Annotated in this window: 13 protein-coding genes; 11 read left to right on the top strand and 2 right to left on the bottom strand. The window is 41.1% G+C overall.

Annotated elements, in window-relative coordinates:
- Window positions 1-11: 11 nt before the first annotated feature.
- Window positions 12-1,154, bottom strand: coding sequence for a DNA polymerase III subunit beta (dnaN, locus tag LOZ80_RS31460; protein ID WP_189018997.1), 1,143 nt, complete (start codon window positions 1,152-1,154; stop codon window positions 12-14).
- A 179-nt stretch (window positions 1,155-1,333) separates the two neighbouring features.
- On the bottom strand, window positions 1,334-2,698 hold the full coding sequence (dnaA, locus tag LOZ80_RS31455; protein ID WP_283214715.1) for a chromosomal replication initiator protein DnaA: 1,365 nt from the start codon (window positions 2,696-2,698) through the stop codon (window positions 1,334-1,336).
- A 627-nt stretch (window positions 2,699-3,325) separates the two neighbouring features.
- Between dnaA and rpmH the strand changes: the two genes are divergently transcribed.
- The 11 genes from rpmH to LOZ80_RS31400 all read left to right on the top strand — a co-directional run bounded on the left by rpmH (window position 3,326) and on the right by LOZ80_RS31400 (window position 13,657).
- Complete coding sequence (gene rpmH, locus LOZ80_RS31450; RefSeq protein ID WP_029196162.1) at window positions 3,326-3,460, top strand: 50S ribosomal protein L34; 135 nt, start codon at window positions 3,326-3,328, stop codon at window positions 3,458-3,460.
- Window positions 3,461-3,596: 136 nt separating this feature from the next.
- Window positions 3,597-3,956: a ribonuclease P protein component gene (gene rnpA, locus LOZ80_RS31445; protein WP_238168282.1), complete on the top strand. Its 360-nt coding sequence runs from the start codon at window positions 3,597-3,599 to the stop codon at window positions 3,954-3,956.
- Window positions 3,957-4,027: 71 nt separating this feature from the next.
- A complete protein-coding gene (gene yidC / locus LOZ80_RS31440) occupies window positions 4,028-4,798 on the top strand; it encodes a membrane protein insertase YidC (RefSeq protein WP_229757909.1) in 771 nt (256 codons plus the stop codon).
- Window positions 4,795-5,412, top strand: coding sequence for an RNA-binding cell elongation regulator Jag/EloR (jag, locus tag LOZ80_RS31435; protein ID WP_238168281.1), 618 nt, complete (start codon window positions 4,795-4,797; stop codon window positions 5,410-5,412). Before yidC ends, jag begins: the two co-directional genes overlap by 4 nt.
- 71 nt (window positions 5,413-5,483) lie before the next feature.
- Window positions 5,484-6,860, top strand: coding sequence for a tRNA uridine-5-carboxymethylaminomethyl(34) synthesis GTPase MnmE (gene mnmE / locus LOZ80_RS31430; RefSeq protein ID WP_238168280.1), 1,377 nt, complete (start codon window positions 5,484-5,486; stop codon window positions 6,858-6,860).
- Window positions 6,861-6,906: 46 nt separating this feature from the next.
- On the top strand, window positions 6,907-8,805 hold the full coding sequence (gene mnmG, locus LOZ80_RS31425; protein ID WP_238168279.1) for a tRNA uridine-5-carboxymethylaminomethyl(34) synthesis enzyme MnmG: 1,899 nt from the start codon (window positions 6,907-6,909) through the stop codon (window positions 8,803-8,805).
- A complete protein-coding gene (gene rsmG, locus LOZ80_RS31420; RefSeq protein WP_238168278.1) occupies window positions 8,805-9,533 on the top strand; it encodes a 16S rRNA (guanine(527)-N(7))-methyltransferase RsmG in 729 nt (242 codons plus the stop codon). Before mnmG ends, rsmG begins: the two co-directional genes overlap by 1 nt.
- Window positions 9,534-9,777: 244 nt before the next feature.
- Window positions 9,778-10,593 carry a nucleoid occlusion protein gene (gene noc, locus LOZ80_RS31415; RefSeq protein ID WP_238168277.1) on the top strand — a complete coding sequence of 272 codons (816 nt, stop codon included), beginning with the start codon at window positions 9,778-9,780 and terminating at the stop codon, window positions 10,591-10,593.
- A 160-nt stretch (window positions 10,594-10,753) separates the two neighbouring features.
- Window positions 10,754-11,512: a ParA family protein gene (locus LOZ80_RS31410; protein ID WP_079415849.1), complete on the top strand. Its 759-nt coding sequence runs from the start codon at window positions 10,754-10,756 to the stop codon at window positions 11,510-11,512.
- The gene (locus LOZ80_RS31405; protein ID WP_238168276.1) at window positions 11,509-12,381 is read left to right on the top strand and encodes a ParB/RepB/Spo0J family partition protein; all 873 of its coding nucleotides are present in this window, start codon (window positions 11,509-11,511) and stop codon (window positions 12,379-12,381) included. Before LOZ80_RS31410 ends, LOZ80_RS31405 begins: the two co-directional genes overlap by 4 nt.
- Before the next feature lie 115 nt (window positions 12,382-12,496).
- The gene (locus LOZ80_RS31400; RefSeq protein ID WP_238168275.1) at window positions 12,497-13,657 is read left to right on the top strand and encodes an aminotransferase class V-fold PLP-dependent enzyme; all 1,161 of its coding nucleotides are present in this window, start codon (window positions 12,497-12,499) and stop codon (window positions 13,655-13,657) included.
- Window positions 13,658-13,669 lie beyond the last annotated feature (12 nt).

Genomic DNA, 13,669 nt, shown 5'->3' with positions numbered 1-13,669 from the left:
ATGGATTCTCCTTAATTCGTCGTCCGGTACGGCAAGATGAGCTGCAGAATGTTTGTTGAATCTTGTGGTTTCATGATTATTGGCTGCATAGCCCCAGTAAATCCAATATGAATGAACTCAGAATCAAGTACTTTTAGCGCATCAAGCATATATTTGGAGTTAAACGAAATTTTGAGCAACTCCCCGACGATATGCTGAAGGTTGATTTGCTCGGTTACTTTTCCAAGCTCGGATGAGGTAGAGGAGATCTCGATCGTTTGATCTTCCAGCATCATCATTTTAACGATATTGGTTTTATCTTCTCTGGACAATAAGTAGGCACGGTCGATAGCCTCAGCCAATTCTTTGGTCGGTACGACCATTTCGGTTTGGAAAGATTGCGGAATCAGCTTAGACGTATCCGGGTATGTCCCATCTAGAATACGGGAATAAAATAAAATCGAATGAATTTTGAATAAAACTTGATTGTCTGCAATAACGATATCTATAAGGGAATTTTGATCAGGTAAAATTTTGCTTAATTCGTTTAATGTTCGACCTGAGATGACAATGTTAGGCAGATTCTGTGCATTATCGTTATCCACAGTTACTTCCCGGCTAGCGAGACGGTGCCGGTCACAAGCAATAAATTTCAATTTATCTCCGGTTATATTCCAAAGAACACCTGTAAGAATTGGCGTAGATTCATTGGTGGATACTGCATAAGACGTTTGTTTGATCATCGTTTTCAGCAAATCACTGGGAAGACGCAGCATTTTGCTTTCTTCAATCTCTGGCAGCAGCGGATATTCGTCTGGATCAAGTCCCATAATTTGAATTTCTGAAGAACCTGAACGAATAATCGTTTGAAAGTTAGCTTTTACTTCAATTTCAATGAGTTGAGCTGGAAGCTTTCGAATGATCTCAATGAAAAATTTAGCTGGAAGAACAACGCTCCCCGCTTGAAATAATTGGATTATTTTAATGGTTTCATTTTCGCTTGGGGTAAAGCTTTGAATGGAGATATCGGTATCACTCGCTGTAAGGGTTACACCGCTTAAGGTTGCATCTATTTTGATCCCTGTAAGGATAGGGATGGTTGTACGAGATGATATTGCTTTGGAAACGTGACCAATGGATTCGATTAAATGGTCTTTAAGGATCGTTAATTTCATGATTTCACTCCTGTGGTTCTTTTTTAATTTGCGTCAGCATATTCTTTATATAATAACATTCTTTATTAGTAATAGCAGTAGGGGCTCTGGATATGTGGATATGTGGATGAATCTTATATAAATCAAGCCTATCCACATGTGAATAGATTGTGCATAGGCTTATCTGAATTTAGAAGTTATTAAGAGGGGTTTTTGATTCGTTCCGTTAGGTTGTGAACGATCTTATATAAATCCTGATCTACTTTCAGCTGCTCTGTTATTTTATCATGGGCATGAATGACGGTCGTATGGTCCCGACCACCAAAATTATCGCCGATTTTCGGTAAAGAGAAGTCTGTCAGCTCCCTCGCCAGGTACATCGCAACCTGCCTTGGGAAGGCTACGGCTTTTGTTCGCTTGCGCGCTTTGAAATCCTCAAGCTTCAGTCCATAGAATTCTCCAACTCGCTGCTGAATATCCTGTATCGTGATTACTCTTGGGCGATTGGATGGGATAATATCCTTCAATGCCTCGGCCGTTAAATGAACGCTAATATCTTGATTGATCAGGGATGAGTAGGCGACTACACGGATAAGCGCACCCTCAAGTTCCCGGATATTCGTATCGATCTGATTCGCGATATAGATCATCGCTTCATTCGGGATTTCTAAATTCTCTGCCTTGGCTTTCTTGCGTAAAATCGCAATACGTGTCTCTAAATCGGGCGGTTGAATGTCCGTAATCAAGCCCCATTCAAACCTTGAGCGCAAGCGATCTTCTAACGTCGGGATTTCTTTGGGTGGGCGATCACTGGATATAATAATTTGCTTTCCTTCCTCATGAAGAGCGTTGAATGTATGGAAAAACTCCTCCTGTGTACCTTCTTTACCGGCGAGGAATTGAATATCATCGATCAGTAGAACGTCGATTGTCCTGTATTTATTACGAAATCCTTCACCGCGGTTGTCACGAACCGCATTAATAAACTCATTCGTGAATTTCTCGGATGAAATATATAACACACGCGAGCCTGGATTATGCTCAAGGACATAATGACCGATGGCATGCATCAAGTGGGTCTTGCCTAACCCAACGCCACCATATAGAAAAAGCGGATTATACGCTTTGGCTGGTGCTTCGGCTACGGCTAGGGATGCTGCATGAGCAAATCGATTGCCGGATCCGATAACGAAGGTATCGAATGTATACCTGGCATTCATCATATTGGTGAAATTCTCTTCACCTGCAACAATGGCTGGTCCCTTGGGGGGGATAACGGTTGGTAATGTCGCGGAAGCCTGGGATTTCTGCTCCTCGGTTTCAATAATGAACTTCACGGACACATGTTTGCCTGTGAAATCGTAAATGGTTCCCTCAATTAGCTTGGTATAGCGGCTTTCGAGCCATTCCTGCGCAAAATTGTTGGGCGCACAAATAACGACAGTAGAGTCATTAAAAACTGTCGCTTTCGTTGATTTGAGCCAGGTATCAAAGCTTGGTTTACTGAGTTTGGTCTGAATGATTGTCAAAATCTGTTGCCATAAGTCGGTAGAATGGCCTTCCACAGTATTCACTCCTTTGAAATTAACATGTGGCATAAGGCCAGTTAAGTAGATAATCATTGAAAATAGGATATGAAAGCAATTCAACATCTATGTGATCGTCATGATAAGAGAATTAATCAGCACGTTTATATAGTTTGCTCGTTTCACGGCGAAATGAACCTTGCTGTCTGCTAAGGTCAGAAAAGAACGGACTTTGTCGTTTTATCCACATTATTAAGGATCGGTCGAAATGACTTATTCTTGTAGAGGGAAAATTGTTCACAATGTTGTCCACAGGTTGTTGATAAGTCGGAGAGTTTGTGGTGTATATCCACAACAGAAACATTATCATCTTAACAAAAGACAGCCCGTTAATCAACGGATTGTTTGTTTTTATCCACAATCTCAACAACTTGTGCATAGATTTTGTTCACAACACAAGATATTGTTGATATTCTGTTAATTTTCGACAAGGTTCTCTTTTAGCGGAGAAAACTTTATGCACAGGTTGTTCTTTTGCAAATCTGGTGAACAAAATGTCATAACTCTCTGTACACTCGGGTAGGTTGACTTTACTAAGGGAAATATGATTTAATGAGTAGTAGAAATTTTGTAGGATGGATATCCTCAGGTAGGGAGGTGCTATAGATGGGTCCGACGTTTAACCCTAATACGAGAAAGCGTAAGAAGAATCATGGTTTCCGTAAAAGAATGAGCACGAAGAATGGACGTAAAGTTCTGCAAGCTCGTCGTCTTAAAGGAAGAAAAATTCTTAGCGCGTAAAAAGAGGCTCCGGAAGGGGCTTTTTTTTTTGCTTTTTGTCGAATCAGTTTACTGATGGGGAATTTGGTTAAAACTAGATAAGGTCTGTCATGTTCATTACCTATATAGATGCTATCTGTCTGGAGCGTACAAACACGTGGAAAAAGAATATAGATTAGCTAAAAGAGAAGATTTCAATAAAATCTATCGGTACGGCAAATCGATGGCCAATCATCAATTTGTTCTGTATTATTTGCCGCAGCCAAAGCTAGACCAATTCCGATTGGGTGTTTCTGTGAGCAAAAAAGTAGGCAATGCGGTTGTGCGCAACCGGCTTCGACGAATGATGAAGGAAATTATTCGCTTGAAAAAGGATCAGATGACACCTCATTATGACTACATCTTATTAGCGCGAAAACCAGTGGTTGAAATGGAATATGCGGAGATGGAAAAAAGCATTTGGCATGTCATCCGCAAAGCTTCTTTATTAAAAAGAAATGACACAATAAAAAAGTGACGCAATATTTCCTTGCGGGCTGAAGATGTGTTATAGTTTATGATGGAAAAGATATTTAGGAGGATCTCATTTTGACTCGTCGAATCTATTTGCTTGCATCGCTTTCTGCGTTGATCTTATTGCTGTCAGGATGTAGTCCATCAAGCGCAGCAATGGCTCCAATCGATCCTAATACCGCAGGTTTTTTCGTCAAATATTTCGTGTACCCGCTTTCTCAAACGCTTGACTGGTTCGCTGATCATTTATGGGGTCAATACGGGCTATCTATCTTAGTTGTTACCTTGATTATTCGTTTGATTATTTTGCCGCTTACTTTAAAGCAGTACAAAAGTTCCAAACGGATGCAAGATTTGCAGCCTGAGATGAAGAAGCTCAAAGAAAAGTATAAAGATGATGCAAAGAAACAGCAGGAAGAAACGATGAAGCTTTTTCAGCAAAATGGTGTGAATCCTTTAGCTGGATGTTTTCCAATCATTGTTCAAATGCCAATTCTGATCGCTCTCTATCAAGCGATTATGCGGAACGATCACATTCGTGAGCATACCTTCTTATGGATGAATCTTGGTCAACCGGATCATTACTATATTCTTCCGATTATTGCCGCGGCAACAACGTTCGTTCAACAAATGTTTATGTCTTCCCAAATGAATCAACAAATGAAAAGCTTGCTATATATTTTCCCAGTCATGATTTTCGTGATGTCCATGAATTTCGCGGCGGCACTTCCACTTTACTGGATCTACGGTAATATATTTACGATCGTTCAGTCTTACTTTATTTATGGTTCTCCTGGATCACAAAAGTCCGGATCGCAAAAAAATAAGGGTGGCCTGTCCAAATGAAAAAAATTGTGGTGACTGGAAAGACTATTGAGCTAGCGGTTAAATCCGGTTTATCTCAATGGCAAGTTTCCGAGGATCGTGTTAACATTCATATTTTGGAGCAGCCCTCTAGAGGGTTGTTCGGATTTATTGGTTCCAAAGAAGCTAAAGTCGAGCTTGAATTGATACCGGATCCACTTGAGGAAGCGATTGCTTTCTTACAAGATATGTTCGCAGCGATGCAGATTTCCATCACCATAGATACGCGCAAGGATCGTGAAGGCTATATCTTGAACATGAGTGGTTCGGAATTAGGGATTTTAATCGGTAAAAGAGGACAAACACTGGATGCTCTGCAGTATCTAGTGAATATCGTTGCAAACCGGTATGCGAATTCTCACTTTCGTATTATCTTAGATGCGGAGAATTTCAGGGACAGACGGAAGAAGACGTTGGAAGAGCTTGCAGTTAGGCTTGCCAATCGTGTGATTAAGTCCAAAAAAGAAGTCATACTTGAACCCATGAATTCGCAGGAACGCAAGATTATTCATGCTGAATTACAGGGACATGCCGTCGTAAAAACTTACAGTAAAGGCGAGGAACCGAACCGTCGGGTGGTTATCGCTGTCAAATAAATCTGCCGCAATGACTTTGATCATGTCATTGCTTTTTCTTTAAGATGAGGTAAATTCGAGGTGCAAATACTATGTTAAATGATACGATTGCTGCTATTTCTACGCCGCTTGGAGAGGGTGGGATAGCGGTTATTCGTGTGAGCGGAGAGGAAGCCGTCCCATTCGTGGAACGGATTTTCCGCTCAAAAACGAAATTATCTGTTGCGCAGACGCATACGGTACATTATGGATTCATTGTAGAACCTGTTTCTGCCGAAAAGGTAGAGGAGGTTCTCGTTACGTTAATGAAAGCTCCGCGTTCGTTCACGATGGAAGATGTGGTCGAAGTCAGCTGTCACGGGGGCATTGTCTCTGTCAAAAAGGTGCTCGATTTGCTATTGCAGCAAGGAGTTAGGTTGGCTGAACCAGGTGAGTTTACGAAGCGTGCCTTCTTGAATGGAAGGATTGATTTGACGCAAGCCGAGGCTGTTATCGATTTGATTAGAGCCAAATCAGATCGTGCATTCAAGGTGGCTTTGAAGCAAGTTGAAGGAAACTTATCGAAGCAAATTAAGCATTTACGTCATGTTTTGGTAGAGTTAATGGCTCATGTGGAAGTGAATATTGATTATCCTGAGCATGATGTAGAAGAGATGACCAATTCTTTTATAAAGAACAAATGTGATACGGTTATGTTTGAAATAGACCGTCTTTTGGTGACCGCTGAGCAAGGCAAGATTCTTCGCGAGGGTATCGAGACGGCCATTGTAGGCAAACCGAATGTGGGTAAGTCATCCCTATTGAACGAGTTGGCCCAGGAGAATCGGGCTATTGTAACGGATATACCGGGGACTACCAGGGATGTTATTGAGGAGTTCGTTAATATTGGCGGCATTCCTTTGAAACTGTTGGATACGGCAGGGATTCGCGAGACGACTGATCTAGTTGAACAAATAGGTGTTGAACGCTCGAGAACCGCGCTAGCTGAAGCTGATTTAATCTTATTAGTTTTAAATAGCAATGAAGAGCTCCAATTTGATGAGATTGCTTTGATGAAACAGCTCGCGGATAAACAAACGATTGTCATTTTAAATAAAATTGATTTGACTAGAAAACTGAATGTTGAACAAGTGCTGAGTTATTTTCCACAGGAACGTATTGTTGAGTTGTCTCTGATCGAGAATAAAGGTATTGAGGATCTTGAGAAGGCGATTGCGGCTATATTCTTCGAAGGTAAGTTAGAATCTAGCGATTTAACTTACGTGAGCAACGTTCGACATATTTCTCTACTGAAGCAAGCCAAACGATCTTTGCACGATGCTTTGGAAGCGAATGAACAATATGTACCTATTGATATGATTCAGATTGATATAAGAGCAGCCTGGGAGCAGCTCGGTGAGATTATTGGTGATTCCGTTGGTGAGTCTTTGATTGATCAGATCTTTACACAATTCTGTTTAGGAAAATGAAAACGACAGCATTTGCGTTTTCATAAAAGAGGGAGGGACGTTTATAATGGGATATCATGCTGGTGATTATGATGTAATTGTAATCGGGGCTGGTCATGCAGGATGTGAATCTGCATTGGCATCTGCACGGATGGGATGTAATACACTGCTATTGACGATAAATCTAGATATGGTTGCTTTCATGCCTTGCAATCCATCAATTGGTGGTCCTGCGAAGGGCCACGTTGTTAGGGAAATTGACGCACTTGGCGGTGAAATGGGCCGCAACATTGATAAAACATATATTCAATTGCGGATGTTGAATACGGGCAAGGGTCCTGCTGTTCACGCACTTCGTGCTCAAGCAGATAAGTTCTCTTATCAACACAAAATGAAAGAAACAATTGAAGCTACGCAGAACCTGACATTACGTCAAGGCATGGCGGAAGAGCTTATTGTTGAAGATGGTATCTGTAAAGGTGTTATTACGAAAACTGGCGCTGAATACTACGCCAAATGTATTGTTCTCACAACAGGCACTTATTTAAGAGGGAAAGTCATTATGGGTGAGCTCATGTACGAGAGCGGCCCTAACAATCAACAACCTTCGGTTAAGTTGTCCGAATCATTGCGTAAGCTTGGCTTTGATCTTGTTCGCTTCAAAACAGGCACGCCACCGCGTGTTCATAAAGATACAATTGATTTCAGCAAGACGGAAATTCAGCCTGGGGATGATGTTCCTAAGTTCTTTTCTTTCGAAACAAAGGGTGAACCGACCAACAATGAACAGCTTCCTTGCTGGTTGACTTATACGTCTGAACAGACGCACGACATCATTAATTCTAACTTGCATCGTGCTCCTATGTTTTCGGGGGCTATTGAAGGGACCGGTCCAAGATACTGCCCATCTATTGAAGATAAAATTGTTCGTTTCGCTGATAAACCTAAACATCAGATCTTCTTGGAGCCAGAAGGCCGCAATACATCCGAATATTATGTTCAAGGATTATCCACGAGCATGCCTGAGGACGTACAGTTGGGTATTTTACGGTCTATTCCTGGTTTGGAGAAAGTAGAAATGATGCGTACCGGATATGCCATTGAATACGACGCCGTTGTCCCTACACAGTTGAAGCCTTCGCTTGAAACTAAATTGGTGAGTGGACTGTTTACAGCTGGACAAATTAATGGAACTTCCGGATATGAAGAAGCTGCCGGCCAAGGTGTTATGGCGGGTATTAATGCAGCTCGCAAAGCTTTGGGTAAAGAAGCAGTTGTTTTGGATCGTTCAGAAGGTTATATCGGTGTTCTTATTGATGACCTTGTTACGAAAGGTACAAATGAACCTTATCGTCTCTTAACTTCACGCGCGGAATATCGTCTGCTGCTTCGTCATGATAATGCAGATCTTCGCTTGACACCCATTGGCTACGAAATCGGTTTGATTTCTGAAGAGCGCTATGCAGCGTTTCTTAACAAGAGGTCATTGGTTGATCAAGAAATTGAACGCCTTGCTGTTGATAAAATTAAACCTGAACCACATGTTCAACAATTGTTGGAAAGCTTAGAGAGCGTTCAACTTAATAACTCTGTTCCGGCTATATCTTTACTTCGTCGTCCTGAGATTAGTTACAGTGCTATTGAGCAAATGTGCCCATCTCCGCTTCCATTAGATGATGAGATGAAAGAACAAGTGGAGATTCAAGTGAAATATGCAGGGTATATCGAAAAACAAAGCAATCAAGTTGAACGTTTACGCAAAATGGAGAAAAAGAAAATTCCGGATGACATTGAGTATAGTGAAATTCACGGAATAGCAACGGAAGCTAAGCAAAAGCTTGCTAAGATTCGTCCAATCTCGATCGGGCAAGCATCACGTATTGGCGGAGTTACACCTTCGGATATTTCTATCTTACTTGTTTATTTGGAACATTATAATCGTGTCACCGCGGCAAGAGGTAACTAATGGACGCAATTCAGCAGCAGTTTACTCAATTATTAGAGAAAGAACATATTTTTCTTTCCGCGCACCAGCTAGATCAATTCGAACAGTATTATAAGACTCTGGTTGCGTGGAATGAAAAAATGAATTTGACAGGCATTACAGAGAGGGATCAAGTTTATTTGAAACATTTCTATGATTCTCTCTCTATTTCTTTCAACTTTTCTATGGATTCTGTTATGACGCTAGCGGATATAGGCTCAGGGGCAGGTTTTCCAAGTATTCCTTTGAAAATTGCATTTCCGTATCTTAAAGTGACTATTGTCGATTCTTTGAATAAGAGAATTCTTTTTTTGAAAGAAATCGTCAATTTACTTGGTTTGACTGATATGGACTGCGTGCATGGCAGGGCGGAGGATGTTGCTAGACTTCCTAAGTACCGAGATCACTTCGATCTAGTAACGGCCAGAGCAGTAGCGAGACTTCAAGTTTTGAATGAGTTCTGCCTTCCTTTTGTAAAAAAGGATGGGACTTTCCTCGCGATGAAGGGTTCTGAAATTGAAGAGGAACTTGCGAGTGCCAGTTATAGCTTGTCTGAATTAAAAGGCAAAGTTATAAAGGTAAACCGTATGGTGCTGCCGATTGAGGAATCGGTTCGACACTTTGTTGAAATTCAAAAGCTGTCTGCAACGCCAAGCAAGTATCCAAGAAAAGCAGGCATTCCTTTGAAAGAACCATTGTCCAAAATGTGAAATTGTTCCACGTGAAACATTTAAACATTATGTAGATCGTGTAGTTCAAGCAGGATTTTGGCTTTTCATGGAGAATTATATCTAAGTAGAATATATATGATAAAGTTAGTATGTTTATGTGAGCACTTGTCATACTTCGCCGTAATCTTGACAAGCGTTTTCGTTCTGTAGGACGAAGAGGGCGTCTATCTTTGGATCGTATTGGTCGCTTAAACTACGGGAAGAGTTGGTGGTTGGTTTTCCTATGAAAGAACAAATATCAAAGTTATTTGGGCTTACAGATCGTTCAAACACGGATGAGGTCAAAAACATACCCGTTAATAACATTATTCCAAGTCCCTATCAGCCTAGGACTTTGTTTGATGATGATCGACTTGAAGAACTATGCCAAACGATCCGTACTCATGGCATTATTCAGCCGATTGTTGTCAGAGTTAAAAATAATACGTTTGAACTAATTGCTGGTGAAAGACGTCTTAGAGCTGTTAAGAAGCTAGGACTGGATACGATTCCAGCAATTGTACGAGATTTCAATGATTCACAAGCTGCATCCATTGCTCTGATTGAGAATCTTCAACGAGAAGGTCTTACGGCGATAGAAGAGGCTGCTGCGTATCAGCAACTGATCGAAATGCATGATCTAACGCAGGAAAGCTTAGCTCAGCGATTAGGAAAGAGCCAATCTACGATTGCCAATAAAATTAGGCTCTTGCATCTAAGTGAGCCTGTGAAGATGGCTTTAATGGAGCGGAAGATTACAGAGCGTCATGCTAGGGCTTTGCTGGCACTGGATCAAGAAGAGCTTCAAGTAAAAGTACTTGAAGAGATTATTGTTAAAGAGTGGAATGTGAAGCAAACTGAGATTAAAATTAATTTCCTAAAAGAAGCGGCGAAGATTAAGAAGTCTAAGCGTGTTTCTTTTACGAAGGATGTAAGACTAGCTTTAAATACAATTCGCCAGTCTGTTGAAATGGTGACGAGCTCCGGGCTAAACATTAACACTTCTGAGAAGGATCATGAGGATCATTACGAAATTATTATTAAAATTCCTAAACGTTAATATGGGCATTTATTGCTACCTTAAACGGCGCAAGCCGTTTTTTTGCATCTTATGAGATATAACTATCAAATAGTGAGGTAACTAGATGATAGATGTGTTAAGATAGGGATACTGCTTTTGATTGGCATTTGGAACATAAGTTGATTGAGGTGAAATGGTTTTGTCTAAAATAATAGCAATAACGAATCAGAAGGGTGGCGTCGGCAAGACGACAACTTCTGTTAATTTGGGAGCTTCCTTAGCTTCTCTTGGGAAGAGAGTGCTTCTTGTTGATATTGATCCGCAAGGGAATACGACAAGTGGTATAGGCGTTAATAAAGCAGACGTAGTGAATTGTATTTATGACGTACTGATTAATGACGTTCATCCCAAAGATGCAATTGTTGATACAAATGTTCCAAATCTTAAAATCTTGCCAGCGACGATTCAGCTTGCTGGAGCCGAGATCGAATTAGTACCTACGATTTCAAGAGAAGTTCGTTTGAAGAAATCGCTTCAGTTAGTTAAACATTTATTCGACTATATCCTTATAGATTGTCCCCCGTCTCTTGGTCTTCTTACGATTAACTCATTGACTGCTGCTGACTCTGTCATTATCCCAATTCAATGTGAATATTATGCGCTTGAAGGACTAAGCCAACTGCTTAATACAGTTCGACTGGTCCAAAAGCATCTTAATACAGGGCTTCAAATTGAAGGTGTTTTGTTAACGATGTTTGATGCAAGAACGAACTTAGGTATTCAGGTCATTGAAGAAGTGAAGAAGTATTTCCAAACAAAAGTATATCAAACGATTATTCCAAGAAACGTTCGCTTGAGCGAAGCGCCCAGCCATGGACAGTCTATCGTTACATATGACCCTAGATCAAAAGGCGCGGAAGTGTATTTAGAGCTTGCGAAGGAAGTGATCTCTGTATGACCAAAGGTCTATCCAAAGGTTTAGGTAAGGGGTTAGATGCTTTAATCACTTCGTTACATATTGATGAAAGTGATAAAGTTATTCAGATTCCTTTATCCCAGTTGAGAGCTAATCCGTATCAACCGAGGAAGCACTTTAACGAAGATAGCATTAAAGAACTTGCTGATTCGATTAAAGAGCATGGTGTTATCCAACCTATTATTGTTCGTAAAGTTCTTAAAGGGTTCGAAATTATTGCAGGTGAACGCAGGTTCCGTGCTTCGCAAGTTGCGGGCGCAGCGACGATCCCAGCTGTTGAAAGAAGTTTTTCAGATCAACAGGTGATGGAAATTGCATTGATTGAGAATGTCCAACGGGAAGATCTGAATGCGATGGAGATTGCTTTTGCCTATCAAGGAATCATTGATCAGTTTTCTTTAACCCAAGAAGAGCTTTCCGCTAAAGTAGGGAAGAGCCGCTCACACATAGCGAACTTCCTAAGATTGCTTCAACTACCGGAATCCATTAAGCAATATGTTTCACGTGGAACATTATCGATGGGTCATGCAAGAGCCATTGTCGGTGTGAAGGATGATAAAGTGAAGAAAGAGCTTGCTGAAACGACCATAAGTAAACAATGGAGTGTCCGCGAACTTGAAGAAGCTGTGAAGATGTTGGAAGAGGCACCAGCTCAAGAAAAAGAAAAGAAGGTTCAAAAAGAAAAGAATAGAGACCCTTACATTAATCAAGCTGAGGACCAACTAAGAGATATTTACCGCACAACGGTGAAAATCAAAGCGCAGCAAGACAAAGGTAAGATTGAACTTCTTTACTATTCAAAGGATGATTTGAATCGGTTACTTGAACTCCTTCAAGGCAAAATCTCTTAAAATTAGATAGCATACCTATGGTTTTCTTTCGAAATGAAAGATCAAACTAAGGTATGCTATATTTATGAGTAGACACCAGAAAAGCAATCCATCATGTATAGGAGAGGGTGAAAAGATGAAGGGTGTAATGTATTTCGATCAGGCGGCATCTTCGTGGCCAAAGCCACCTGCCGTTATGACGGCGATGATGAATTGTATGGAGGAGTTTGCTGCCAACCCAGGCAGAGGCAGTCACCAAATGGCTGTAAAGGCTAGCCGGGTGTTATTTGAAACGCGGAAACATACAGCTAAACTATTCGGTGTGAAAAATCCTAATGACATTTCATTTGCTTTGAATACAACGCATGCGCTTAACCAAGCAATCAAAGGTTTTGTTAAACCTGGGGATCATGTCATCTGTACGAATATTGAACATAACTCGGTCAGAAGGCCGCTTGAATATTTGAAAGCAACAGCCGACGTGGAGCTAACCTATATTCAGAACGATCAACAAGGATATATACATTTGGAAGAGTTAAGGAAGGCATTTAAACCGAATACTACTTTAGTTGTGGTCAGCCATAGTTCTAATTTATTAGGAACAATTATGCCTGTAGGTGAAATTGGAGAGCTATGCCGTTCACATGGGGCTAGGCTGCTTATAGACGCTGCTCAGAGCGCCGGTATACTGCCTATTGATGTTCAGAGTATGAATATCGATATGTTGGCTTTCCCGGGCCACAAGGGGCTTCTAGGGCCTCAGGGAACGGGTGGTTTGTACATAAATCCAAACCTCGATTTGGATCCTCTCCTGCATGGAGGTACGGGTAGTCAATCTGAAGCGATTCAACAGCCTACGGTGAGACCTGACCGATATGAAGCTGGAACACAAAACACAGTTGGTATTGCAGGATTGAATGAAGGCGTAAAATTTGTTCTTGCAGAAACGGTTGAGAAGATCCATGAGAAGGAATGGCGTCAAACTCAGATGCTCATGGAGGGCTTACTGGGAATTGGAGGAGTCACGATTCTTGGTCCGTCACTTGGGCAAAATAAGACAGGAATTGTTTCATTTAATATCCAAGATGCGGATTCTTCAGAGGTTGCTTTTATATTGGATCAATCGTTTCAAATAGCTGTTCGTTCAGGTTACCATTGCACACCGCTTGCCCATGAGGCAGCAGGTACTTTAGCCAAAGGAGCGGTTCGAGCGAGTATCGGTTATTTTACAACGGATGAGGAAGTTAATGCTTTGATACAGGCGGTAAAGGAGATCCATTCGCAATACGCTAAATAGAAAGAGGGATAA

The organism is Paenibacillus sp. HWE-109 (assembly GCF_022163125.1).
Lineage (GTDB): Bacteria > Bacillota > Bacilli > Paenibacillales > NBRC-103111 > Paenibacillus_E.
Note: the sequence above shows the minus strand (reverse complement) of the source record. Positions and strands in the feature narration are given on the sequence as shown.

Coding starts and splice junctions, on each gene's coding strand:
- noc (WP_238168277.1), top strand. CDS start 9,778: ATGAAAGAACAAATATCAAAGTTATTTGGGCTTACAGATCGTTCAAAC.
- mnmG (WP_238168279.1), top strand. CDS start 6,907: ATGGGATATCATGCTGGTGATTATGATGTAATTGTAATCGGGGCTGGT.
- rsmG (WP_238168278.1), top strand. CDS start 8,805: ATGGACGCAATTCAGCAGCAGTTTACTCAATTATTAGAGAAAGAACAT.
- LOZ80_RS31400 (WP_238168275.1), top strand. CDS start 12,497: ATGAAGGGTGTAATGTATTTCGATCAGGCGGCATCTTCGTGGCCAAAG.
- dnaN (WP_189018997.1), bottom strand. CDS start 1,154: ATGAAATTAACGATCCTTAAAGACCATTTAATCGAATCCATTGGTCAC.
- LOZ80_RS31405 (WP_238168276.1), top strand. CDS start 11,509: ATGACCAAAGGTCTATCCAAAGGTTTAGGTAAGGGGTTAGATGCTTTA.
- jag (WP_238168281.1), top strand. CDS start 4,795: ATGAAAAAAATTGTGGTGACTGGAAAGACTATTGAGCTAGCGGTTAAA.
- rpmH (WP_029196162.1), top strand. CDS start 3,326: ATGGGTCCGACGTTTAACCCTAATACGAGAAAGCGTAAGAAGAATCAT.
- mnmE (WP_238168280.1), top strand. CDS start 5,484: ATGTTAAATGATACGATTGCTGCTATTTCTACGCCGCTTGGAGAGGGT.